Origin of the sequence: Bombella sp. ESL0385, assembly GCF_009725755.1 — a bacterium.
Taxonomy (GTDB): Bacteria; Pseudomonadota; Alphaproteobacteria; order Acetobacterales; family Acetobacteraceae; genus Bombella; species Bombella pollinis.
On the sequence record NZ_WNIJ01000001.1, the window covers coordinates 289,337 to 314,871 of the forward strand.

Annotated in this window: 19 protein-coding genes; 12 read left to right on the forward strand and 7 right to left on the reverse strand. The window is 52.5% G+C overall.

Annotation, left to right across the window (positions count from 1 at the left end; genetic code table 11):
- Window positions 1-15 precede the first annotated feature (15 nt).
- The 9 genes from rph to GM557_RS01375 all read left to right on the forward strand — a co-directional run bounded on the left by rph (window position 16) and on the right by GM557_RS01375 (window position 11,145).
- Window positions 16-735: a ribonuclease PH gene (gene rph, locus GM557_RS01335; RefSeq protein WP_099026457.1), complete on the forward strand. Its 720-nt coding sequence runs from the start codon at window positions 16-18 to the stop codon at window positions 733-735.
- Between the two features lie 26 nt (window positions 736-761).
- Complete coding sequence (rdgB, locus tag GM557_RS01340) at window positions 762-1,364, forward strand: RdgB/HAM1 family non-canonical purine NTP pyrophosphatase (protein ID WP_155573435.1); 603 nt, start codon at window positions 762-764, stop codon at window positions 1,362-1,364.
- A 103-nt stretch (window positions 1,365-1,467) separates the two neighbouring features.
- The gene (locus GM557_RS01345) at window positions 1,468-3,153 is read left to right on the forward strand and encodes an alginate export family protein (RefSeq protein WP_155572649.1); all 1,686 of its coding nucleotides are present in this window, start codon (window positions 1,468-1,470) and stop codon (window positions 3,151-3,153) included.
- Window positions 3,154-3,350: 197 nt separating this feature from the next.
- Window positions 3,351-4,130, forward strand: coding sequence for a phosphoadenylyl-sulfate reductase (locus GM557_RS01350; protein WP_257875099.1), 780 nt, complete (start codon window positions 3,351-3,353; stop codon window positions 4,128-4,130).
- A 65-nt stretch (window positions 4,131-4,195) separates the two neighbouring features.
- Window positions 4,196-4,990 carry a sulfate adenylyltransferase subunit CysD gene (gene cysD, locus GM557_RS01355; RefSeq protein ID WP_155573436.1) on the forward strand — a complete coding sequence of 265 codons (795 nt, stop codon included), beginning with the start codon at window positions 4,196-4,198 and terminating at the stop codon, window positions 4,988-4,990.
- Between the two features lie 14 nt (window positions 4,991-5,004).
- Window positions 5,005-6,876, forward strand: a complete 1,872-nt coding sequence (gene cysC, locus GM557_RS01360) for an adenylyl-sulfate kinase (protein WP_155572651.1) — start codon at window positions 5,005-5,007, stop codon at window positions 6,874-6,876.
- A gap of 122 nt (window positions 6,877-6,998) precedes the next feature.
- Window positions 6,999-7,763 (forward strand): sulfite exporter TauE/SafE family protein, encoded by a 765-nt coding sequence (locus GM557_RS01365; protein WP_099026453.1) that lies wholly within the window; start codon window positions 6,999-7,001, stop codon window positions 7,761-7,763.
- A gap of 124 nt (window positions 7,764-7,887) precedes the next feature.
- Complete coding sequence (locus GM557_RS01370) at window positions 7,888-10,125, forward strand: TonB-dependent receptor (RefSeq protein WP_196424564.1); 2,238 nt, start codon at window positions 7,888-7,890, stop codon at window positions 10,123-10,125.
- 42 nt (window positions 10,126-10,167) lie between these two features.
- Window positions 10,168-11,145 (forward strand): DMT family transporter, encoded by a 978-nt coding sequence (locus tag GM557_RS01375; RefSeq protein WP_155572652.1) that lies wholly within the window; start codon window positions 10,168-10,170, stop codon window positions 11,143-11,145.
- A 30-nt stretch (window positions 11,146-11,175) separates the two neighbouring features.
- Here the strand turns inward: GM557_RS01375 and GM557_RS01380 are convergent, their stop codons facing one another.
- From GM557_RS01380 to accD, 3 genes are all read right to left on the reverse strand, one after another.
- Window positions 11,176-12,702, reverse strand: a complete 1,527-nt coding sequence (locus GM557_RS01380; RefSeq protein ID WP_155572653.1) for a replicative DNA helicase — start codon at window positions 12,700-12,702, stop codon at window positions 11,176-11,178.
- 38 nt (window positions 12,703-12,740) lie between these two features.
- Window positions 12,741-14,081, reverse strand: coding sequence for a folylpolyglutamate synthase/dihydrofolate synthase family protein (locus tag GM557_RS01385; protein WP_155572654.1), 1,341 nt, complete (start codon window positions 14,079-14,081; stop codon window positions 12,741-12,743).
- 79 nt (window positions 14,082-14,160) lie between these two features.
- Window positions 14,161-15,033: an acetyl-CoA carboxylase, carboxyltransferase subunit beta gene (gene accD, locus GM557_RS01390; protein WP_099026449.1), complete on the reverse strand. Its 873-nt coding sequence runs from the start codon at window positions 15,031-15,033 to the stop codon at window positions 14,161-14,163.
- Window positions 15,034-15,273: 240 nt separating this feature from the next.
- Between accD and GM557_RS01395 the strand changes: the two genes are divergently transcribed.
- Both GM557_RS01395 and GM557_RS01400 read left to right on the forward strand, forming a co-directional pair.
- The gene (locus tag GM557_RS01395) at window positions 15,274-16,977 is read left to right on the forward strand and encodes an alpha-keto acid decarboxylase family protein (RefSeq protein WP_155572655.1); all 1,704 of its coding nucleotides are present in this window, start codon (window positions 15,274-15,276) and stop codon (window positions 16,975-16,977) included.
- Between the two features lie 9 nt (window positions 16,978-16,986).
- A complete protein-coding gene (locus tag GM557_RS01400; RefSeq protein ID WP_155572656.1) occupies window positions 16,987-18,192 on the forward strand; it encodes an amino acid aminotransferase in 1,206 nt (401 codons plus the stop codon).
- Between the two features lie 28 nt (window positions 18,193-18,220).
- Here GM557_RS01400 and GM557_RS01405 read toward each other — a convergent pair whose 3' ends face one another.
- Window positions 18,221-20,512, reverse strand: a complete 2,292-nt coding sequence (locus GM557_RS01405) for a heavy metal translocating P-type ATPase (RefSeq protein WP_370513403.1) — start codon at window positions 20,510-20,512, stop codon at window positions 18,221-18,223.
- A 286-nt stretch (window positions 20,513-20,798) separates the two neighbouring features.
- Here GM557_RS01405 and GM557_RS01410 point away from each other — a divergent pair, with 286 nt between their 5' ends.
- Window positions 20,799-21,065 (forward strand): hypothetical protein, encoded by a 267-nt coding sequence (locus GM557_RS01410; protein WP_099026445.1) that lies wholly within the window; start codon window positions 20,799-20,801, stop codon window positions 21,063-21,065.
- A 77-nt stretch (window positions 21,066-21,142) separates the two neighbouring features.
- On the opposite strand, the gene GM557_RS01415 is transcribed toward GM557_RS01410, so the two are convergent.
- From GM557_RS01415 to trpB, 3 genes are read right to left on the reverse strand one after another with little or no spacing between them, the layout of a single operon-like run.
- Window positions 21,143-23,407, reverse strand: a complete 2,265-nt coding sequence (locus GM557_RS01415; protein WP_155572657.1) for an AAA family ATPase — start codon at window positions 23,405-23,407, stop codon at window positions 21,143-21,145.
- 55 nt (window positions 23,408-23,462) lie between these two features.
- A complete protein-coding gene (gene trpA / locus GM557_RS01420; protein ID WP_155572658.1) occupies window positions 23,463-24,278 on the reverse strand; it encodes a tryptophan synthase subunit alpha in 816 nt (271 codons plus the stop codon).
- An 11-nt stretch (window positions 24,279-24,289) separates the two neighbouring features.
- Window positions 24,290-25,522, reverse strand: a complete 1,233-nt coding sequence (gene trpB, locus GM557_RS01425) for a tryptophan synthase subunit beta (protein WP_099026443.1) — start codon at window positions 25,520-25,522, stop codon at window positions 24,290-24,292.
- Between the last annotated feature and the right edge of the window lie 13 nt (window positions 25,523-25,535).

The following is a 25,535-nucleotide window of genomic DNA, read 5'->3' on the forward strand; positions in this document are numbered from 1 at the left end:
TTAAGGATTTAGTTCATGGTTACACGTCCCTCCGGTCGCGCTGCCGATGCCCTCCGTTCTGTTACAATCGAGACAGGCTTTGCTACTCATGCGGAAGGCTCTGCGCTGATTCGCGTAGGGGGGACGGAAGTGCTCTGCACGGCCTCGGTCGAGACACGGGTGCCACCTTTCCTGCGAGGGCAGGGCCAAGGGTGGGTAACGGCGGAATATGGCATGTTACCGCGCGCGACTCATACGCGTGGCTCCCGCGAGGCAGCACGGGGTAAGCAATCAGGCCGCACGCAGGAGATTCAGCGGCTCATTGGGCGGTCCCTTCGGGCTTGCGTGGACCTTAAAGCCCTTGGCGAATGTATGATTACGCTAGATTGTGACGTGCTGAATGCCGATGGCGGGACGCGTTGTGCCTCCATTACCGGGGCATGGGTTGCCCTGGCGCATGCGTTGGAGGGGATGGGCAAAAGCAAAGCTCTGACCGCACAAGTCGCAGCTGTATCGTGTGGTTTGACAGAGGCCGGGGCTGTGTTGGACCTTGATTATCAAGAAGATAGCAGCGCGCAGGCCGATACCAATTTTGTCCTCACAGCCGATGGCGGGATTGTGGAGATTCAAGGCACAGCGGAGGATCGCCCCTTCCGCCCGGAGGAGTTCCAACAGCTTTTTGACCTTGCACAGAAAGGCACACAGACCCTCTTTGCCGTGCAGAAAGAAGCTCTCACTCGTAAAAAGGGAGGCTAAGCTTTATGCCGCATTATGAAGATAAAATGCGCCGCCTAGCGCGGGGGAGTGAGCTTGTCCTTGCTAGCCATAATCAAGGTAAATTACGAGAGTTCTCCCTCTTATTGGCGGAGAGCGGCATTACAGTCCGCTCCGCAGCGGCATTAAATTTGCCAGAGCCAGAGGAAACCGCAGCGGATTTTGCCGGGAATGCGCTGATTAAGGCCGCGGCCGCAGCAAAAGCAACCGGCCTGCCTGCTTTGGCAGATGATTCTGGTTTTTGCGTTGCAGCCCTTAACGGCAAGCCGGGTGTGTATTCCGCCCGCTGGGCTGGTCCGCAGCGTGATATGACCCTCGCGATGAACCGCGTATATGAGGCGATGCAGGCCAGTGGCTCTGCTGATAAAGGGGCCTCTTTTGTTATGGTCTTATGTGTGGCGTGGCCTGATGGGGCGTATCGTATGGTAGAGGCGGCATGTCATGGCTATGTCGCATGGCCCCCGCGTGGGACGCATGGCCATGGTTATGACCCTATCTTTATCCCTGAAGGGGAGAGCCGCCGTTTTGCCGAAATGACCGAGGAGGAGAAAAACCGTTTCAGCCATCGTGGACAGGCCATGGCCCGCTTTTTGCAAGATTGTGTGGCGTAGAATCGGAAAAATAATCGTGGAATTATAATTTCACGACTTCACAAAGGGGATAAAAACATATGTAATATATTGTACTATTACATATCGTATAAGTGGATGTCCCATGCCCTCCGTCTCGTCATCACGCCATGCTCGTGCGTATATCATCGGTGATGTGTCAAAATGGGATGGCCCTGTATGGGCATCTATTGTGATGGTGGCATCGGCGTGCTTTGGCGGGGTAGGGCCGTTACAGGCAGAGGATAAGCCCCCGCCAGCGGTGGAGGTCATGCCGGGGGCGGGGGTGATTGGCCAACCACGTCGTGTCACGCTGGAGCAGAATCGTTCTAAAAAGCGGCATCAGGGCGATTGGGGGGCTTTTAATTGGGGGAATGGGGAGTTCGCAGGTTTTGGCCCGGTGGGGGTTTATGGTGTGGCCCCATGGGCTGAGGATTGGAGCAGCAAAAAAGACCCGAAGAATTACACGGATTTTCTGGACCTTCTAAAAGCGATTCGTCTGAATGAATCAGGCAGTATTTGGCTGACCCTCTCCGGGGAATCACGGATTCGGAACTGGTATGAATCCAGCCCGATGCTTGGCACAGTGGGTAAGCGTCATTCTGGCCGGTTTACAGTGCGTAATTTGTTGGGGGCAGAGCTGCATCTCGGCACGCATTGGCAGATATTCGGGCAGCTTAATAATGGCGAGGCCGCAGGGTGGAATTATTACGGCTATAACGCGACATGGCGGCGTAGGCTTGGCTTGCAGCAGCTTTTTGTTCGTTACGAGCAGAAGCTTCTAGGTGCTAAAACGGGCGTAATGGTCGGGCGGCAGCAATTTTTGGATGCCCCTTCATGGCTGATTTACGCCCGTGAGACCCCTAATGTGCAACTCTCATGGAATGGCGCGCGAGGCTATGCCATGTGGGAGCGTGTGCGGGTTGATGTGTATAATTTTGTGGCAACACAAGTGACGCGAGATACCATCATGGGCGGCGGATTTGATGATGGAACGCGCCTTTATGGGGGCGATGTTACGGTCGCTCTGCCGCGTTTTTCTATCGCGGGGCAGCAGGTTCATTCTTTTTTGGACCTATTTTGGATGGGCTTTCATTATGGGGGGAAGTCTGCTGCTATCGCCCAGCTTAAAGGAAGCGAGGCTGGCACGCAGACGCGCCAAAATGGCGGGTTTCGCTGGTATGGCTCGGCCCCCGCCTTTGAGTATGATGTTAGTGGCGTTTATCAGGCAGGGCGGTTCCATCCGAGTAAATCTGCTATCGGCAGCCGCCCAGTGAGCGCATGGGCTGTGCGTGGGGTGGCGGGCTGGCGTCATTCTTCCTCCTCCTTACATCCCTTCCTCGGTGTGCAGGCGGAGGCTTATAGCGGGGGGGATAATCGTCGCGCGCATGGTACGGAGGGAACATTCTCGGCCCCTTTCTCCCCGCGTAATGCGACATTCGACCTCACACGGACGATAGCGCGGGCTAACCTTATTAGTGCAGGCCCGCTTATGAGCATTGCGCCTCGCCCTTTTATGAATATCCGTATTCGTGTGCCGTATTTATGGCGAGAGAGCGTGCATGATGGGCTGTATAACTCCTCATCGCCTTTTTCCTTTTTAGCGGGGTCTCGTCTAAGGGCGGCGGGACGTGCCGTGGGGTTACAACCGCAAGGGCAGGTGCAATTTCAGCTTCAACAGCATGTGAATTGGCAGCTTGATGGTGGGGCTATTTTTCTTACCCATCGGATGCGGCAAGCGGGGGGAAAGAATGGGACCTATATGCTCTCTACGTTGACCTTCCGCTTTTAAGGATGCTGCGAGAGAATAAACAACGAATATAAATAGTTTAATAAAAGCAAATATTTTGGCTGAATTTCTTTACAAAGCTATCTTTATATCATCAAAAAATGATCTTTTTTCATTTTTTATATAAAATACACATTGAAGTTAGTGGATTATGCAATTACTCTCTTTCTTATCGTATTAAAGATGCAGGAGCAGGGTACGTGGCAGTCTCGGAGGATGAATTTCAAACCCTTCCTCATCAGGGGGTTGTTGCTGCGTCAGAGGAGGAAACAGGGCGTGTGCTGGCCTCTGTTTTGGCACGTTTTCCCGGTCGCGTGGCGGTGATTTCATCCTTTGGGGCGGAGTCCGCCGTATTACTCGCGCAGATTGCCGCGCAGGATAAAGCCGTGCCGGTTTTCTTCCTCGATACAGGGCGGCATTTCCCGGAGACTTTGGCCTATCGTGATGAGCTAAGCCAGCATTTGGGGTTGGAGGATGTCCGCACCCTCCAGCCTGCGCGTAAAGAGGTCGAGTATCGTGACCCGGAGGGCCAGCTTGTGGCCTTCGACCCTGATGCGTGTTGTGCCCTGCGTAAAGTAGAGCCTTTAGATGTTGTTCTGCCAGAGTTTGATATTTGGGTGACGGGGCGTAAGCGTATGCAAGCAGCCACGCGGGCAGCCCTTCCAGTGGCTGAGCGGCAGGCGGATGGCAGTGTAAAGCTTAACCCTCTTGCTGGGTGGAGTGAGGCGCAGATTGCTGACTTTATGAAGGAGAAAGCCTTGCCTGCTCATCCTCTTGTTGCGCGTGGTTATCGCTCTATTGGGTGTGAGCCTTGCACAAGGCCCGTTGGTGCGGGTGAGGATAGCCGCGCAGGCCGCTGGGCTGGGCTTGCGAAAACGGAATGTGGCCTACATCGCCCTGTGCCTGTTACGCCGCCACCCGGTGCGGATAAGGAAGAGATTTCAGCCACGGCTTTATTAGCGGAACGGCCCGTAGAATGACGCCCGACTATCGGGTTTATCAGTAAGGAAAGGGAGCAGGCATGGCTCTGCAAGACGCACATATTATGGATGGTTTGGACCAATTAGAGGCCCAGAGCATCTTCATCCTGCGGGAGGCTTATCGTAAGCTGAAGCCTATGGCCCTGCTATGGTCTTTAGGCAAAGATAGTAACGTGATGGTCTGGCTCGCGCGTAAGGCGTTTATGGGTCATGTGCCTTTCCCCGTGATGCATGTGGATACGGGTAAGAAGTTCCCCGAGATGTATGCGTTTCGTGATGAATACGCCAAAAAATGGAACTTAGACCTCATTTTAGGGGAATGTCCCCCCGTGGAGGAGATGGACCCGTCTCTCCCCCCCGCTGCACGCTCTGCTGCACGCAAGACGGTCGGGTTAGCGAATTTGATTGATAAGCATAAGTTCCGCGGTGTTGTGGCTGGTATCCGGCGGGATGAGCAGGCGACCCGTGCTAAAGAGCGCGTCTTTAGCCCGCGCGGGGCGAGCCATCAATGGGATGTGCGGAACCAACCGCCAGAGTTTTGGGACCAATATGCTACCCCTTATGAGGAGGGGATGCATGTGCGTGTTCATCCGCTGCTGGCATGGCGGGAGCTAGATATTTGGCGGTATATTGAGCGCGAGAATATTCCGCTAGTGGACCTCTATTTCGCAAAAGATGGCAATCGTTATCGCTCGCTAGGCGACCAAGACATTACCAGCCCGATTGAAAGCCAAGCCTCCACCGTGGCGGAGGTTATTGCCGAGCTTGAGACAAGCCGCACGTCCGAGCGGGCGGGCCGCGCTATGGACCATGAATCAGAAGATGCGTTTGAGCGTCTCCGCGTTGCTGGCTATTTGTGAGGAGAGCTTTAACGATGACACAACCTCATTCATCTTCTACGCAGGTTCGTCATGGTGTTAGCACGCCGATTGTGATTGTTGGCCATGTGGACCATGGCAAATCCACCCTGATTGGCCGTTTGTTATACGATACAGATAGCCTGCCTGATGGCCGCCTCGTCCAGATTGTCGAGAGTAGCCGTAAGCGTGGCCTTGCTGTGGAATGGAGCTTCCTGCTCGATTCCCTTCAGATTGAGCGGGACCAAGGCGTGACGGTGGATTCCACGCGCATTCCTTTCCAGCTAAATGGGCGGGATTTTGTGATTGTCGATGCGCCGGGTCATCGGCAATTTTTACGGAATATGATTACTGGTGCAGCGGATGCAGAGGCTGCCGTGCTGGTGGTTGACGCAGCTGAGGGCGTGCGCGAGCAAACACGCCGCCATGCGATGTTGCTACGGCTCATCGGCATTAGTCATGTGATTGTGCTGCTTAATAAGGCTGATAGCATCAATTTTGATGAGGCAAAGCTTAAACAGGTCGAGGGCGATATTCGCCAGTTGTTAGCCCGGTTGGAGATTGATGTTAAGCAGGTCATTCCTGCTTCGGCACGGGATGGCGATAACATCGCTACCCGCTCGGAGAGGGCAGAATGGTATAAAGGCCCAACCTTGTTGGAGGCCCTAGCGCAGATTCAGCCGCCAGCCTCTCGTCATGCGCTGCCTTTGCGTATGCCTGTGCAAGATGTGTATCGTTTTGAAGGTGTGCGTTATGTCGCAGGCCGTATTGAGCGCGGCACAGTGCGGGAGGGGGACCGGCTGGTGATTGGCGGGCAAGGGCAGGAGGCCACCGTGGCGGAGGTCTGCCGTTGGCATGCCCCGCATGAGCCTGTTGCAGGTGCTGGTGAGTCCATTGCTTTGCGCTTAGAGCCTGACCTCGTACCAGACCGTGGGGATTTGCTCTTTCCTGCGGGGGATGAAGCCGCTGCCCCATTGAAAGCGGCGCGTTTGAAAACACGGCTCTTTTGGCTGCGTGGTGAACCGTTGCATGTGGGTGAAAGCTTCCGCCTACGTTTAGCCACAGCGGAATATGACGTGACGGTTGCGGCGATTGATGCGGTGGTGAATCTGGATGACCTCACCCTCAGCCCCGCTGATGAAGTTCCCCCCGATGGTTTTGCCGAGATTACGTTGGCGGTCGCACGGAATATCTTGTTCGATCCCTTTGCACCGGGGATGCCAGATGGGCGCGGTGTATTGGTGGACCGGCATCAGAAGATTGTCGGTGGGGCGCCGCTTATCGGCCCAGCTGCGTTGGCAGATGGGGCGCATGCCATTCATCCTACAGCAAGCGGTGTGAGTGAGGCTGTTCGGGCAGGGTTGCGCGGGCATAAGCGTGCTGTGTTCTGGCTGACAGGTTTACCCGGTGCTGGCAAAAGCACTATCGCCCGCCATGCTGAGGAGGCTCTCAGCCATGAAGGGCTGAATGTCACAGTGTTAGATGGCGATACGGTGCGCTCCGGCTTGTGTAGCGACCTCGGCTTCTCCCCAGAGGATAGGCGGGAGAATATCCGCCGTGTCGCGCATGTGGCGCGGATTTTGGCAGAGAGTGGGCAGATTGTGTTGGTCGCTTTGGTGTCGCCTTTAGCGCAGGATCGTGCCATGGCGCGGGCGATTATCGGTGAGGATTGGCATGAGGTCTTTGTTGATACCGCACCAGAGCTTTGCCGCCAGCGTGACCCGAAGGGGCTTTATGCACAGGCTGAGAAGGGGCGGATTGCCTCCTTTACCGGTGTATCCGCTGCCTATGAGCCACCAGAGACGCCAGATGTCATTGTCCCCGGTGATGGGGATGTGGCCCGTAGCGTACAGCATTTAACAGACGCTGTGCATAAAGCCGTACGGTAAGCCGCTCAGGCCGTAAGGACTGTCTATTTAGGGAAAAGAAGCCGGTTTTTGCCAAGGCAAAGGCCGGGACGGGAGGAGTTTACCCATTACGGTAAGCCCCACCTTTAAGGGAGGATAGGGTGATGCAGCATTTTGCTTATGTCATCTCCGGTGCGTTAGTGGGGTTTTTAGTGGGTATGACGGGCGTTGGCGGCGGCTCCCTCATGACCCCGCTGCTTATCCTCCTTTGTGGGATTCATCCTAAAGCAGCGGTGGGGACGGACCTCATCTATGCCGCGATGACGAAGTTGTTTGGCACGTTTTTACATAGGCGATGTGGGCCGGTGCGTTGGTCTATCGTGTTGTGGATGATGTCTGGCAGCCTTCCCGGTGTGGCAGTCGCGCTCCTTTGGCTGCGGCATATAGGCTCCCCGCAAGAAATGGCGCAGGTTATTCGTGTCTCATTGGGTATTTGCTTATTAATAACCGCCCCTGCCATTCTCTTTCGTCCCACCTTAAAAGCATGGGTCTTACGGCATCAGCTTGGTGGGCCGGTGCAATCGCGGGTGCTAACGGTTGTGCTAGGTTTTGTGCTGGGCTGCATGGTGAGCCTCTCCTCCGTGGGGGCCGGGGCGATTGGCATGGCCGTGCTGGTGATGCTCTACCCCACTTTGCCACTGCGTGAACTCGTAGCCATTGATATTGCTCATGCTATCCCCCTCACACTCATTGCCGGGGCAGGCCATTGGGTGGAGGGTGATGTTATTGTGCCAACATTGTTGCTGCTTTTAAGCGGCTCCTTGCCCGGTATTTGGCTCGGCACACATTGCGCAGGCCGCTGCCCAGAGCGATGGCAACGGCTCATTTTAGGAAGCTTATTGTTATTGATTGGCGTGAAGATGATTTGACCATGAGCCGGGCTATGTCCCGGCTTTTTTCACGATAAGGGTAAGAAGCACCTTCACAAATGTTATAGTATAACATAACATTCTTCACGAAGCAGGATGCGTGCGTGAAGGAGTGGAGAGTGGCATGGCGGTAAAGCGGTGGGGCGGGGGTGTTTATGTCGCCTTGGTTGTGGGAGGGATGTTACCGCCTACAATATGGGCACAAGAGAGCCGCCAGCCTGTGCAGCGTGATGCTAATAACGCAGCAGAGGGGCAAGAGGAGGCACATCCGCTTAGCGCGCAGGAGGAGCACATCCATGTGACAGCGCGGCGGTTGGACCAAGCGCGCCAAGCTTTGCAACCTGCCATTGGGGCCACGCAGACAAGTTTCTCCCGCAAAGCTATAGAGGCCAATCCCGGCGGGGATAATGCTGCCCTTAACAGCATCCTTTTGCAGGCCCCCGGTGTTACGCAGGATAGTTATGGGCAGATTCATATCCGGGGGGATCATAATAATGTTCAATTCCGGCTGGATGGTGTGGCCTTACCAGAAGGGGTGAATGTGTTCGGGCAGGCTTTGATGACCCGCTTTGCCCATTCTATGAGCCTGACAACGGGCGTTCTGCCAGCGGAATATGGGTTTCGCCAAGCGGGGGTGATTGATATTCAAACCAAAAATGGTGTGTCGGATGAGGGCGGAACACTCTCCGGCTATGGCGGGGTGAGGGATTATGTGCAGCCTTCCCTCCAATATGGTGGGCATTGGGGCCAGTGGGATGGCTTTATCACCGCTGATATGATTCATGACCGGGTGGGGATAGAGAATACCACTCCCAGCTATAATGCGATTCACGATCTCTCACGTCAGCATCATATCCTAGGGCATGTGCGCTATACCCTCCGGCCAGAGACGCGCTTTAGTTTTACAGCGGGGATATCCAATGCGTGGTATCAGCTACCTAATAATCCCGGCCAACAACATCAATTTGCAACCCCGCTTTTTAAGGCAGATAATGCACTCTCTATGCAGGCAAACGCGCCTGATAGTAGCCATCTGGATGAGCATCAGCAGCAGATTACCGACTTCGCTATCCTTTCATGGCAAGAGGAGCATGAGACTGTTAGTGCTCAGACATCAGCCATTCTTCGCTATAGTTCTATGCGTTATTCGCCCGATTGGGTGGGGGACCTTGTTTATAACGGCATAGCGCAGCAAGCGGCGCGGTCGGTCTTTTCTAGCGGGGTGCAGAGTGATGTAACATGGCGTCTTAATCATGCTCATACGCTGCGTGGTGGGGTGCAAGCCTATGGGGAGCGGGCGGTGAGTAAAAGCAACGCCTCGGTGTATCCCTTAGCAGAGGATGGAAGCATCATCCCTCAACCGATGAATGTGCATGATTCATCAGGCAAGACCGGGGCTCTATATGGGGCGTATATTCAAGATGAGTGGAAGATTACGCGTAAACTTACCCTCAATCTTGGTGCGCGGTTTGATGGTGTGGAGGAATATGTCCATGCCCATCAGTTTAGCCCGCGTATCTCTTTGGTGTGGACACCGTGGCGTGGTGGGCGGTTTCATGTTGGTTATGCGCGTTATTTAACCCCCCCACCTTTTGAGACCATCGGCACAACTAGCCTCAGCCGGTTTGCCAATACATCGGCCGCCCCAGCGCATTATCAAAATGACCGCGTGAAAGCAGAGCGGGATAATTATTACGATATTGGCTTTATCCAACGCCTTACCCCGCATTGGTTCATCGGGGTGGATGCTTATTGGAAGGATGCGAAAAATCTTTTGGATGAAGGGCAGTTCGGCGCGCCGGTGATTTTGACGGCCTATAATTACCGCCGGGGCCATGTGCGGGGGGTGGAGTTTACAACCGATTATGAGGCTGGGCCGTGGAGCTTATATGGCAATGTTGCCCTCTCCCGCGCGATGGGGAAGGATATTAACTCCGCACAATGGAACTTTGATGAAGATGACCTCCAATATATGCGCCATCATTGGGTGCATTTAGACCATGATCAACGTGTAACGGCCTCAGCGGGGGCGGCTTATACGGCTTTTCGTAAGACGAATCACCCTTTGCACCTTTCTGGGACGATGGTTTATGGCAGCGGGTTACGGCAGGATAAAGAGACGGCCACCGGAGACATCCCCAACGGGGCGCATGTGCCGCGCTATGTGACCTTTAACCTCGCCCTGGTACAGCATATCTGTCATATCGCTGCATTAGGGGGGCATAACATGCAGCTACGCTTGGATGTTATCAACTTGTTTGATAAGCATTATATGCTACGCGATGGCAGCGGCATTGGGGTTGGTGCCCCACAATACGGGCTGCGGCGGAGTGTGATGGGGGGAGTCTCTTTCTCCCTCTAAGGCTGGTGCAGCCATGATTGATGTACCAAGGAGTGGGGTTTCATGCGGAAGATACTCTTTACGTCTGGCATTGTGCTGGCTTTTATTGGGTATGCGTTCTTTTCCATCAGTGATGCTTGCTCCAAAGGGTTGGCAGGGGCGTTGGACCCTTTTGAGGTCGCCTTTTTTGGTGGTGTCTTTGGGTTTTTGATTGTCCCAACATTGCGGCGACCGCAGGAATCCTATAGCGCGCTGGTCCTCTCCAACCATCCATGGCTCTGGCTGTTACGAGCGGCGGCGGTGTTTGTGGCTACAGCAGCCAGTGTGGAGGCCTTTATGCTTCTACCCATGCCAGAGGCCCTCTCGCTCATGTTCCTTATGCCTTTCTTTGTGACGATTGTATCGGTCTTATTCCTTAAAGAGCAGGTGACGGGCTGGGCGTGGCTGTCTGTTCTGTTGGGGTTTGTTGGGGTGATGATTGTTCTGCGCCCCGGTATGAAGGCCCTTAATTTCGGCCATCTTTGTGCGGTCTTAGCCGCGATGTCCACCGCTGTGAGTGTGATTGCCTATCGCTTTGCGGGGAAGGAAGCGTCCCGCCTTACTTTGTTTGGCTCTAGCTTGTTTGGGCCGTTAGTGGGGGATGGGATTTTGATGGCGAAGCATTTCGTCATCCCTCATACGGTAGCGGAATGGCTATTGCTTTTTGGTTATGGCTTTTTGGCCGCTGCTGGGCAGTTGTTACTGATGTTGGCGGCCTCCATCGCTCCGGCTAATCGCGTGGCTTTGCCCCAATATAGTCAGATGGCTTGGATTGTGGCCTTTAGTTATTTCATCTTCCATCAACCTGTTGATGTGTGGGATGGGATTGGGATTCTGGTCGTTACCTTCTCTGGCATGCTGAATTGGCTGCGGCAGAAGATTCGCTTTGAGAAGATGATTCATCGTGGCTGGTGGTGGAAGCGTAAACCCTCCCCAGAGGTCATTGCGGCTACCCCAGCAGCAGTTATCACCCCGCCATTGCCGGAAACGCCTCATGATTAAGGGGCGGATCGCAGCATTGTGAGGCAGTGGTTATTCGTGGAAGCTATCTAAATCCCCAAAGCGGGTGAACTCCCCTTCAAAATAGAGGGGGATGGTGCCTGTGGGGCCGTGGCGTTGTTTCTCCAAAATAAGCTCAGCTTTATTATGGACAAGCGACATTTTGCGCTGCCATTCCTCAAGCGCAAGCTGGTACTTCTCCGGGCTGGAATAAGTGGAATCTTTAGGTTTGCGCTGTTGGAGGTAATATTCCTCACGATAGACAAACATCACCGCATCCGCATCTTGCTCAATCGAGCCTGATTCACGCAGGTCGGAGAGCATGGGGCGTTTATCATCGCGTGATTCCACTTGGCGAGATAGCTGGGAGAGCGCAATCACGGGGACGTCTAGCTCTTTTGCGATGGCTTTAAGCCCTTGTGTAATCATGGAGATTTCCAGCACGCGGCTATCGGGCCGTGTCCCAATGGCAGGGCGCATGAGCTGGAGATAATCCACCACCACAAGGCTTAGCCCGTGTGTTCGCGCAAGGCGGCGGCAGCGCGTCCGCATGGCGGAGAGGGAGATGGCCGGTGTATCGTCAATATGCAGCGGTAGGCGTTGTAGCTCCGTTGCGACACGGACAAAGCGGTCAAAATCCTTCGAGCCAATATCGCCACGGCGGATGCGCTCGCCCGAAACTTCTGCTTGCTCGGAGAGGATACGCGTGGCTAATTGCTCGGAGGACATTTCAAGGGAGAAAATAGCCACACTTCCGCGCGGTCTCTCAAGCCCTTCGTCTTGGGCCTCTTGCATCAGTGCGCGTGCGGCGGAGAAGGCGATTTTTGTCGCAAGGGCCGTTTTCCCCATAGCAGGCCGACCAGCGAGGATGAGCAGATCGGAGGGGTGCAACCCGCCTGTTTTTTTATCAAAATCGCGTAAGCCGGAGGTGAGGCCCACAATATCGCCCGTATGACGATAGGCTTGGTCGGCAATCTCCAGCGCGCTCTTTAGGGCTTGGGAGAAAACGAGAAAGCCACCTTCTTGGCCTTTATCGGTTGCGAGATTAAAGAGGGCTTCCTCCGAGGCGGAGATTTGCTCTGGTCCGTCAAGGTCAGGGCGTGCCCCAAAGGCGTTATTGACAATATCCGTCCCAATGCCAATGAGCTGGCGGCGCACCCAGCAATCATGGATGACCTTCCCATAATCGCGCGCATTGACAATCCCCACCATGGCATTGAGCAGCTTAGCAACATACTCCGTCCCGCCCGCAGCAGCGAGGGTGGCACTGGCCTCAAAATCCCCGCGCATGGTGATGATGTCCACCCCGCCTTTGCCGCCATTACGTTCAATACGCCGAGTGATAAGCTCATAAAGATGAGCATTGACAGCATCAGCAAAATGAGAGGGGTGGAGAAAGTCCGACACGCTCTCATAGGCTTTGTTATTGGTCAGAATCGCCCCTAAGAGGGCTTGCTCTGCCTGCATATTGGTAGGGGGGACACGCTGTAAAAGGCTTTGTAATTCCCCGCCTTGGTCTGTGGTGGGGCTAGTTTGTGGAGTAGGGTTTTGGTCGCTCATGAGAGGGGTCTTACGATGCAAAGTGAGGGGCAGGTGGGTTAGTGCGGTGTGGCACCATCAAGGGCGAGGGCACAGCCTGCGAGATATAAGCTACCACAAATGAGGACACGCGCCGGGGGGCTGTGCGGGGGGGCATGGTTGGTCCGCAAATAGTGTAGGGCGGTGCGAATATCAGGCCCTGCTATAGCCTCTCCCCCCGCAGCACGGGCAGCGTTAAGAATGGTAGGGACAGGCATAGCCAAATGCTGACCCGGCTCTGCCACGGCTTGGAGTGTGGTTGCATAGGGGATGAGCGGGCGGAGAAAGCCCGTAACATCCTTGCTGTCTTTTAGCCCGACAATCAGATGGAGGGGGCGATCCTGCCAGTGGTGGAGGACTTTTGCCAAAGCCTCTCCCGCGCCGGGATTATGCCCGCCATCAAGGAGTAAGTCCCACCCGGTTGGGAGGGCGTGATGCAATGCCCCATGGAGGGGCTGTAAGCGAGCGGGCCATGTGGTTTTGGCAATGCCCGCAAAAGCATTTTGCGGCAGCGTAAGGCCCGCATGACGCAGGGCGGCAATGGCTAAGGCGGCATTATCGTATTGATGAGGGCCGTGGAGGGCCGGATAGGGTAGTGTGAGCGTGCCTTTATCATCGTGGTAAAGCAGCCCATCACTTTGCGTTGTGAGGGTGATGTCATGCCCTAACCGATAGAGCGGGGCCTGATGGGCGGTGGCGATGTCTGTGATGGCCTGCATGACGGCATCAGTCTGTGGTGCGACAAAGACAGGCACATTTTGCTTGATAATCCCCGCTTTTTCCCGCGCGATACCGGCGAGGTCATCCCCTAAAAAGGCCTGATGGTCGAGGCTGATAGAGGTGATGATGCAAGCGCGTGCTGTGGGGATGACATTTGTTGCATCAAACCGCCCGCCAAGGCCGACTTCAAGGATGAGAAGGTCCGCAGGGATACGGGAGAAGAGCAAAAACCCCGCTGCGGTGAGGACCTCAAACACGGTGATGGGGGCCCCGTCATTGAGCCGTTCAATCTCCTCTAAAGTCGCGATGAGGTCATCTTCTGTTACAAGCTGCCCTGCAAGGCGAAAACGCTCTGTCACGCTGAGGAGATGCGGGCTGGTCATGACATGCACTTTTAAGCCTGCTGCTTCAGCAATGGCGCGGAGATTGGCGCATGTGCTGCCCTTACCATTTGTCCCAGCGACATGGATGGTAGGGGGTAAGTGCTGCTCTGGGTGGCCAAGGCGAGCGAGTAGCCGTTCTAGCCGCTCTAAGGAGAGATCGATGAGCTTGGGGTGGAGTTCTTGAAGGCGGCGCACCACCTCCCCCGTCCGCCCGTGGAACTCACCAGAGGGGAGGTTGGTTTGCGGGCTTGTTGCCATAATCGCCTATCCGGGTTTCTCAGAAGGGGAGGGGTCATACCCGGCCGTTTAGTCAGGAAAGGGCCGGGGCAATGGAATGTTAGGATGCTTTTTGGGCGGGAGCGTCTTTTGTGGGGCTGAGCATCCCTACGAGTCGTCCCAAAAGAGCGGGGAGTTCATCACGCGTGGCGATAAGGTCCACCATCCCATGGTCTTTGAGATATTCAGAGCGTTGGAAGCCTTCAGGCAACTCTTCACGCACTGTATCCCGAATCACACGCGGTCCTGCAAAGGCGATGAGCGCATTAGGCTCGGCAATATGGATGTCTCCCAACATGGCAAAGGAGGCCGACACCCCGCCTGTTGTGGGGTTGGTAAAGACAACAAGATAGGGCAAGCCGGCCTCGCGCAGCATCTCCACCCCGATGGTGGTGCGGGGCATTTGCATGAGGCTGACAACCCCTTCCTGCATCCGCGCCCCACCAGAGGCTGTAAAGATGATGAGCGGGGCTTTTTGCAAGATAGCGAGGCGACATGCTGCGAGGAAGGCCTCCCCTAACGCGCTGCCCATCGTCCCGGCCATGAACTCAAAAGCCATGACGGCAACAACGGCATCATGACCGCCAATTTTGCCATGTGCCACAAGGAGGGAATCCTCCAAGTTGGATTTAGAGCGTGCCGTTTTGAGGCGGTCTGTATAGCGTTTGGAATCGCGAAAGTGCAGCGGGTCAGCAGGGACGGAGGGTAGCTCAATGGTGGTGTAATGGCCGTCATCAAAGGTCCATGCCATACGCTCATGCGCCCCGGCACGCATATGGTGCCCACAATGGGGGCAGACTTTCTTTTTGCGGGTAAGCTCCTTAGTGAGCATCATCTGCGAGCAAGATTCACAGTTGGTCCAGAGGTTATCTGGGACCTCCCTTTGTAGCAGGCTCCGTAATTTGGGACGGACATGTTCGGTCAGCCAGCTCATGGTATTCTGTTCACTCTCCAGCAATGGTGCATCATTAGGGCCTATAAAGGCTGGGGGACTTTATCCGGGCTTGGGAAAAGATGCCAGCTTTCTCTTTGCACAAGGTGTATTTCTACGTTTTTAGGGCGGTTTTGTTAGTCATTTGTTTGTGAAAAGAGGCATACAGGGCCGTATGAAACACGGTATAAAGACCGCGAAGGCACAATGTGCGGATGATAATAGACGAGAGGGGAGTCGGACATGCGTATGTTGATAGGGGATTATCTCATTCGCCGTTTGGCAGAGGCAGGCATTAGCCATCTTTTTGGTGTGCCAGGGGATTTTAATCTTTCCTTCCTAGAGCAGGTAGAGGCGGCTCCCTCTGTTAGCTTCGTTGGTAGTTGTAATGAGCTTAACGCAGCTTACGCGGCTGATGGCTATGCCCGCACAGCAGGGCTTTGTGGGTTGGTCACCACCCTTGGGGTGGGGGACCTTGGGGCCATTAGCGGCATCGCTGGGGCTTATGCAGAGCGTGTGCCTTTTGTACATATTACGGGGATTCCCCCCCTGCATGCGGTGGAAAGCCGTGCCTTATTGCATCACACATTGGCTGATGGGGGTTATGGTAATATTGGCCGCTGCATGGCTGAATATACAGTCGCACAAGCGCGCCTCACCCCAGCTAATGCTGTGGAGGAGATTGATCGTGTCCTCCAAGCCTGTTGGCGGGAGCGGCGGCCTGTCCATCTTCAACTTCCTTCGGACATTACCCATTTAAGCATTGAGGTGCCCGATGCACCGCTTGTCTTGGAGGATTCACAAGGCGATGCGGAGCAAGTGGCCCTCGCAGCTGAGCATATTGCCACACGCCTTGCCGCAGCGCGTCATCCTGTTATGATTCTTGATGCTGATGTGGATCGTTTCGGCACGGCCTCCTTGGTGGCCGACTTAGCCGAACGAGGCGTCATTGCTTGTGTGGCCACGGCCCCTGCCAAAGCTGTGTTGGATGAGACCGCCCCTTATTATCTAGGTGGGTATGTGGGGGCTGCGAGTCGTCCTGATATAAGGGAGCTTGTCAGTCAGTCCGATTGTGTGATTGGCCTTGGGCTACGCTTTACCGAGATTAATACGGGCTTTTTTACGCAGAAGATTCGGCCAGAGGCTTTTATTAATATCCTAGCCCATGAGGTAAGTCTTGCTGGGCGGTCTATCCCTGCTGCACCGATGGCAGCGGTGTTGAAGGCTTTATTAGCAAAACTCTTCCCTAGCACACGCACATTGCCCGCGCGCCCTGCGACAGGGGCAGCGAGTGCACCCGGGCAAGGGGATGATGCCCTCACCCATGCGGCTCTTTGGCCCCGTGTGGCGGCCTTCTTGCGGGAAGGAGACGTGATTATTGGTGAGGCCGGGACAAGCAATACTGCCCTTTTGGGGACAGCCTTCCCCCAAAAGACGCGTTATATCGCCCAGCCCATATGGGGGGCGATTGGCTATACACTCCCCGCTTTATTTGGCTCTTATATGGGAAGCCCGGAACGGCGGCATATTTTGTTCATCGGGGATGGGTCCTTTCAATTAACAGTGCAGGAGCTTTCTTCCATCCTCCGTCATGGGCAGAAGCCAATCATCTTCTTGCTTAATAATAAGGGTTATACGATCGAGCGTCTCATCCTTGGGGAGCGGTCACGGTATAACGATATTGCAAATTGGCGTTATGCGGCTTTGCCTCATGCCTTCGACCGTGAGGATAAAGCTCTCTCCCTCGTAGTGGAGCGTGTGAGTGAGTTAGAGGATGCGCTCAAACAAGCAGAGCAGGCCGATAAAGCTGTGTTTATTGAGCTGATTTTGCCAGAGATGGACGCGCCAGAGGCTCTCAAGAGGTTCGGCATAGCCGTGGCTGATTATGATTACGGCCCCACAGGCCCGCGCAATGCCAGCACGCAGACACACGCACAGAAAGGATGAGCCACGCTTATGTTTCACTCTGTTGAGCAATCGCCGGGAGACCCGATTCTTTCTCTTGTGGAAGATTTTAAGCGGGATAAGCGGGCGGAGAAGGTCAATCTCAGCATTGGGCTTTATTATGATGAGGCGGGGCAGGTCCCTCAATTAGCCTGCATCCGTAAAGCCTATGAGAGGTTGGCAAATACATGGGATAAGCCGGAGCTTTACCTCCCGATGGAGGGCCTCGCCTCTTATCGGCAGGCTGTGCAACATATGTTGTTCGGTGAGGAGAGCGAGGCTGTAAAAGCGGGGCGTATTGCCACAGTCCAAACTCTTGGCGGCTCTGGGGCGTTAAAAATTGGTGCGGATTTTTTGCATCGTTATTTTCCCCAAGCTGACCTATGGGTGAGCCGCCCTACATGGGAGAATCATATCGCCATCTTTGCTGGGGCGGGCTTTACAACGCATGAATATCCTTATTTCGACCCTAAAACAGGCGGGGTGGATTTTGAGGCGATGTGCGCATGTATCCGGCAGATTCCGGCTGGGGACGTGGTTTTGTTGCACCCTTGTTGCCATAACCCCACCGGTGCAGACCTTAGCGAGGCCCAATGGGATGTGCTGATTCCTTTGTTGAAGGAGCGGCGGTTAGTCCCTTTCCTCGACCTTGCTTATCAAGGGTTGGGCAGTACGTTAGAGGCAGATGTGTATGCCGCCCGGGCGATGGTGAAAGCTGGGATGACGTTTTTGCTGAGCAACTCATTCTCTAAAGTGTTTTCCCTTTATGGGGACCGGATTGGGGCTTTGTCGGTCGTCTGTCAGGATGAAGAAACGGCGGAGCGGGTGCTAAGCCAGCTAAAGGTAACGGTACGGCGTAATTATTCCAGCCCGCCAGTCCGAGGGGCGCAGCTTGTTAATATCGTGCTGAATGATAAAGAGCTGGCTCGCCTCTGGCGGGAGGAAGTCGCCGCTATGGGCGCGCGCATCCGCGCAATGCGCCAGAGCTTACATACCCAGCTTTCCACCCGTTTACCGGGGCAGGACTTCCAGTATCTTTTGGCGCAGCGCGGTATGTTTAGCATGATGAAGCTAACCCCCGCCCAAGCAGACCGTTTACGCGAGGAATATGGCGTTTACATTCTGCGGAGTGGCCGTGTCTGCATGGCCGGGCTGAATGAGCAGAACCTCCCGCCTGTGGTCAATGCCCTTGCGGCGGTTTTTTCCACCAGCGCGTAAAGCAAGTGCGTAAGGGAAAAGGGCCTCGTTAAAGAGGCCCTTTTTCAAAGGTTTTACGTTTGGATTTATGGGCCTGTTCGGGCAAGAAGGGTGGGGCGAAACGGAGCCGGATAGCGTTACCAAGAACAAACAGGCTAGAGAACGCCATGGCCCCCGCGGCGAAGGCTGGGGAGAGCATGATATGGGCCAGCGGATATAAAGCCCCGGCTGCGAGGGGAATAAGCACGATATTGTAAATAAAAGCCCAAAAGAGATTCTGCCGGATGACCTTCATGGTCGAGCGTGAGAGCGTGATGGCGTCCGGGACACTCATCAGGCTATCGCGGGTGAGGACGAGGTCAGCAGCCTCAATGGCGATGTCTGTTCCGTGGCTGATGGCAAGCCCTGTATCGGCTAAAGCGAGGGCGGGGGCATCGTTAATGCCATCTCCCACAAAGGCAACCGGCCCATGCAGCTTTTGTAGCGTCTGTATGGTAGCACCTTTCTCCTCTGGCATAACATGCGCGATGACATCTTCAATCCCCGCTTGTTGGGCGATGGAACGGGCTGTGGCTTCAATATCCCCGGTAATCATGACGGTGCGGATATGCGCGTTCTTTAGCGCGGCGATGGCTGCGGCGGCAGAGGGGCGGATAGGGTCGGCAATCGCCATTAAGGCGATGATGCGGCCTTTATAGGTCATATAAAGGGGGGATGTTCCCTTCTGGCTTAGCGTGTCAGCCAAGCGGTTTGCCTCGGCAGAATAATGACCGAGTGACTTCATATAAGCATGGTTGCCAAGATGGATGTGATGGCCTGCCTCATCTTGCGCTTCAATCCCCAACCCGGTGAGGGTGCTGACATAACGAACAGGCGGCAGCGTTACAGCTCGCTCCTCCGCGGCTTGGGTAATCGCCCGGGCCAAAGGATGGTCGGAATGTCGCTCCACAGCCGCAGCGAGGGCGAGGAGTGCTTCCTCCGTTATTGTATCATCAAGGCGATAGATGTCCGTAAGATGAGGTTGGCCTTTGGTGAGGGTGCCTGTTTTATCAAAAGCAACAAGGCGTGTATGGCCGAGGGATTGCAGGGCCTCGCCTTTGCGAAAGAGGATGCCTATCTCCGCGCCTTTACCCGTTGCCACCATGATGGCCGTAGGGGTCGCAAGCCCCATCGCGCAAGGGCAAGCGGCAATGAGGACGGCAATAGCGTTGGTAAGAGCATAGATAAAGGAGGGGGCAGGCCCTATGATGAGCCATAATAGGAAGGTCAGCCCAGCAATGGCGATAATAACGGGCACAAACCAGAGAATGACCTTATCCACTAAGGATTGAATAGGGAGTTTGCTGCCCTGTGCATGCTCCACCATGCTGATGATGCGCGCCAGAACAGTATCAGCCCCCGTGGCTGTGGCCTGAATGGTCAATGCGCCTTCTTGGTTTAGCGTCCCCCCAATGATGGTCTCACCCACACCGCGTGGGGTGGGGAGGGCCTCGCCTGTCAGCATGGATTCATCAAGATGGCTTTTGCCTTCCAAAATGACGCCATCCAGCGGTACGCGTTCCCCGGGGCGGATGAGGAGCTGATCTCCCGGCTTTATCTGCGCGATGGGGACATCATGCCCCCCTCCATTATGGAGGCGGTGCGCCTCTTGGGGTTGGAGGCAGATGAGTTTTTCTAACGCGGCGGAGGTACGGCCTTTCGCGCGGGCCTCTAACAAACGGCCAAGCAGGACGAGCGTGATGATGCCTAAAATAGTATCAAAATAGAGATGCTGTGTTTCTGCGGGTAATAGGGCAGAGGCAAAGACAACAAGGCTGGAATAAAGATAAGCTGCCCCCGTACCGAGGGCAACGAGGGTGTTCATCGTTGGGGTGCGGTGGAGCAGCGCGGGGAGACCGGCCCGATAAAATTGTCGCCCCGGCCCGATGAGGGCGAGTGTCGCAAACACCCATTGCAGCCAAGGCCGCCATCCTACAGGGATAAAGCCAAAGCCGTGACCCATACCCATAAATAAGATGAGCAACCAAAGGATGACCGCATGTAATAAATCGTGTCGGAGCGCGCGCGTTTGGGCCTCACGATGTGTTTTGCGGTCTTGTATTGTACGATGCGCCTCTTGTTGGATGAGCGGTGCCGCCCCAAACCCAACAGTCTTGACGGCCCCGATGAGAGCCTCCTGAGAGGCTGTGCCTGTAATCTGAGCCTGCTGTGTTGCAAGATTTACATGAGCATCCGTTACGCCCGGTACAGCTTTTAAGGCTTTCTCTACCCGTGCGGAGCAGGATGCGCAGCTCATACCCTCGATAAGAAGTGTGCGTGATGATGGGGAGGATGTAGGCACGCAGGGCCTCCTAAGAGTGAGGACGTTTGTAATATTATATTTATGATAGGGCTTTGCAGGGGGTAGCAAAAGCCTTTCTTTTAGGGAGGGGCAGAAGTGGCACGGCCCTTAGCACGACATATGCAGAAAAAAGAACTCTCCCATGAGGGCAGGCCCCCTTATTCTTTATGATGAGGGTGTTATGTTTACCAAATGTCAGTATTTTTCTGACGGAACTATAAGATTCAATCTGTCTATCAGCTCCTTTTAAGAGAGGGGCGGAGCAGTGTTGAAGGAGGGGAAACCCATGGCAGACGCTCTTAATGTCGATGCGCTTAAAACAAAAGCAGAGCAGACCCTTAACAAGGCTGGGAATGCTGTTGATACAGACGCGCTAAAAGCTAAAGCACATGAGCAAGCACGTCAGGCACAGCATGCTTTTAATGAGCTGAATAACGAGTTGAAGCAGCCTAAAGGCCGTTGCCAATGTGTTGGCCATACGCTGCTTTGGGGCGGTATTATCGTTGCTGCTCTAGCAGGCCTTTGCGCCATCGGCCGCTGGCTGAAGAAGTAAGCTTATATCATCACGCTTTGTTATAGATAAAGCATGATGCCCCCGGCCTTCCTACAGGCCGGGGTTTTTTGTGGATGTTATGGCGTTTCATACTGAGGATTCATCATCATATCATAGTGACTTTTGTGCCCCATTTCTTTGAAGATTCTTTCGAATATAGACAGGTACATTTTAACACCGTTTTTATTAGTATCGGCATATATACCATCCGGTATATTGTGCGAACCGTCATGAGCCCAATTTATAAGAGACGAACAGATTATTTTTTCATCAGGTGGGAATTTGTTAGGTAATTTGCCAAGGCTTGTATTGCCTATAAATGTAAAATAATATTCTAGTATCCTTCTGCATGTATTCTGAATAGCAATGGAATGTGCTTGCGGATTATGTTGGGCGTTACGGATTTCATCCCATAATAAATTATAGGATGTCTTAATGGGGTTATGATCATGATATGATATTTCTGAGATATTGTTATGCTTCTTTATTACCCAAAATGTATGTTTCTTATCTTTAGAATTATGGGTTATTTCTTTGAAGAAGTATACGTTATGAGAAAGGAGAAAAAATTGTTTTATATTTTTTTTATTATATGAGTTTTTATTTTGAGTGTCTCTAATAATTTCTTTTATAATGGAACTAACTATGAATGAAATATTAAAATCCATACTTGATACGGGATCGTCGATAACGACGATTTTTTCTTGATTTATACCTTTCTCATTAGTGCTTCCCTCTAATAGATAATAAAAATACAGAAATGAGACAAAAGATTTTTCACCCTCACTTAGGGTATCATAGGCTTTTTCTTTATTAGGGCGGACTATAGTATAGTCATTCGTTCCTTTAATGTTTTCTAGAAAAAAATTTGTGAATCCATACTCTTTCAAGAGGTCATTTATTTTTTTTATAGTTGGCTTGACACTAATAAGAGATTTTTCAAGACAATATTTTTCATCATTCTTTTCTTTAATTTTATGAGAAATAGATTTAAGGTTATTGTTAATTTTATCGACTTCTTGAGAAAGATTTTCATATTCTGAAATATATTTTTCTATGGCTTCTTTGTTTTCTAAATGAAAAAGAGCCCATATTTCTTTTGTAAGACTTTCTCTGTATTTGTTTTTGTTATCAATTAAGCGATTATGTTCTTCTATAAGAGAATTTGAAGTCTTAATTTCATTAATTAGCTTCTCTAAAAGGTCTTTTGTAGGGCTTATACTTAAACTATTTTGTTTTGATTCTATTTCGCTATAGGATATAGTTTCACTTGGATTTTCAAATTTCTTATTTAAGACCCTATAATTATAATCAAGTCGTAGAACTAAACCATCTTTTATGGATAATATTGCCTCAGTTTTTTTTGCTATCTCAGGAATGTCATGTAATAATGCAAATTCATCTAATGTAATGTTTATAAAATTATTTATATTTTCTTGGAATTTTTTATATTCTTTTTTTATTAAATTTATTTTGCTGAGAGATTCATGGTAGGTTTTATCGAATAATTTTCTTAATTTTATTTGTAGATCATGATCAATATGTTGTTGGCAGAAGGGACATTTATCTTTTGATTTGTCAAGGAATTTAAGCCCTTGATGAACCCAGTCAGAGTTCCCTACCTCCTTAATTAGCTGAGAGATAATTGTATCATCTCTGCCTACGATTCTTTGGCTTAGAATGGGATCGGCTTCATGTGTATGAATATTTTTGATAGTTTCTGTAATATTAGTTAAATCAATAAGGGAATGTTGTTTTGCTATATCAGAAAAAATTATATTATATTTTGCATCGAAGTCTTTTTTGTTAGTATTGTAGGATTTATTTTTTTTATATTCTTCGATAATTTTTTGTAAAAAAATCTTTTTACTTTTATTGAAACCATACAACAGATCTTTGTATTTTTTAAAATTATCTTCTTTATATTTCCACATCTCATTAGAAAAATTATCATGCATTAATTCCATTTTTGTTTTGTATTTGTTAATTTCTTCTTTATGGTTTTTGGAATTAATTTCAAGATCTGAAATTGAACTTGATATTTTATCTAATTCACGTTGAACATCTATATTATTTTCTCCTATTGTAAATATACCTTTCATTTTTTCATGAATATTTTTCTTCACAAAATCACTATTGTATACAAAGGTATCTATTTTTGTGTTATTTTCCCATATAATGCTGCATTTTTCATATTTTGAAGTATCATTAATGATGCGGGATATAGTTGTTTTCCCGCATCCATTATATCCAAAAAAGTAATTTATTTTTTTTAATTTTTCTATTTTGATTCCTTTTTCAGGATATGTTGCTACATTTGAAATATCTATCTGTCTAATCATAATTAAAGCTCCTTATACCTTCAATCGTTCATGTGAAAGAGAATGAATTACAGGCCTATCCCCGCACGGCCTTTGCTAGGGAGCGGATTTTCTCCAAAGCGGTGGGGAGGCTTGCTGCGGTGGCGCGGCCTTGCTCATCATAGGTGGCGGCCATCTCTTTGATAATGGCGGAGGCCACAACGGCCCCATTGCTAATGCGCGAGGCTGTGCGGGCTTGCTCAGGCGTGGTGATGCCAAAGCCTGCCACAATAGGGAGGTCCGTTGCGCCGCGGAGGCGTGCCATCGCGGCCTTTAGCTGCTCCTCTGTAGCACTGCGCGTGCCGGTAATGCCGGTGATGCTCACATAATATACAAAGCCGCTGGCGTCTTTCAGAATGGTTTTGAGCCGCTCATCAGGTGTTGTAGGGGCCGTGAGGGTGATGATGTCCAGCCCTTCCGCCTTGGCATAGGGGGCGAGTTCCTCAACTTCTTCAGGGGGTAAATCTACGATGATGAGCCCATCCACACCGGCTTGACGCGCGTCTTTGCAAAAACGCTCTATCCCGTAATGGTTGATGGGATTGTAATAGCCCATGAGAATAATAGGCGTATGGTCATCACCTTGGCGGAATTGGTGGATAAGCTCCAACACACCCTTGAGAGTCGCACCAGCTTTAAGGCCACGTTGGGCGGCGAGTTGGATGGTTGGGCCATCTGCCGAAGGGTCGGAGAACGGCACGCCAACTTCGATGAGGTCAGCCCCGGCTTCGGGCATTTGGCGCAGCAGGGCAAGGGAGGTTTCGTAATCAGGGTCGAACGCTTCTAGATAGGGGAGTAAGGCCCCGCGTCCTTCTGCTTTTAGGCGGTCAAAACAGGCTTTGATGCGGCTCATAATGGCTCTCCTTACAATTTTACGCCGAGATGGGCCGCAACAGTGGGAACATCCTTATCCCCCCGGCCGGATAGATTAACGATGATGGTTTGGCTCTTCTCCATCTTGGGGGCCATGACAATGGCATGGGCTACCGCATGGGCACTCTCTAAGGCGGGGATAATGCCCTCCAGCTTTGTAAGGGTTTGGAAGGCCTCCAGAGCTTGCTGGTCTGTAGCACTGACGTAGTTCACCCGGCCAATATCATGAAGCCATGAATGTTCTGGCCCGATGCCCGGATAATCCAGCCCCGCGCTGATGGAGTGGGCTTCTGTAATTTGCCCGTGATCATCTTGTAGTAAATAGGTACGGTTGCCATGCAGCACACCGGGCGTACCGCGGGCGATAGAGGCCGCTGTTTTGCCGCTATCTAGCCCCAGGCCTGCGGCCTCCACGCCATAAAGGGGGACCTCTGCATCATCAAGGAAGGGATGGAAAATCCCCATCGCGTTAGACCCGCCCCCAATGGCAGCGATAACAGCATCGGGCAGACGGCCTGTTTGCTCCTGTATTTGCTCACGCGCTTCTGTCCCGATGACGGATTGGAAGTCCCTCACCATGGCCGGATAAGGATGAGGCCCCGCGACCGTGCCGACAAGGAAGTAAGTGTTCGCTACATTAGCCACCCAATCGCGCATGGCTTCATTCATAGCGTCTTTTAAGGTGCCGGCCCCGGCTGTAACGGGGTGGACTTTAGCCCCCAGTAGATGCATGCGAAAGACATTGGGTTTTTGCCGTTCTACATCGGTGGCACCCATATAGATTTCACATTCCAACCCAAAGAGGGCGCAGACAGTGGCTGTGGCCACACCATGTTGCCCAGCCCCGGTCTCTGCCACAATGCGGGTTTTGCCCATACGGCGGGCAAGGAGAATCTGGCCCATCACATTATTGAGCTTGTGGGAGCCTGTATGGTTTAGCTCCTCCCGCTTGAGGTAAATCTGCGCGCCGCCGAGTGTCTCGCTCAGCCGTTTAGCGTGCCAGAGCGGGCTAGGGCGGCCAACATAATGGCGGAGGTAATAATCTAACTCGTTTTGGAAGGCCGGGTCTGTTTTGGCGTGAGCATAGGCTTTTTCCAACTCTAGCATGAGGGGCATGAGGGTTTCTGCGACAAAACGCCCCCCATGAATCCCGAAATGCCCGCGTTCATCTGGCCCGGTGCGGAGGGAGTTAAGCTGGCTGGTGATGGGTGTGTTTGTAGGCATGATATGTATCTTT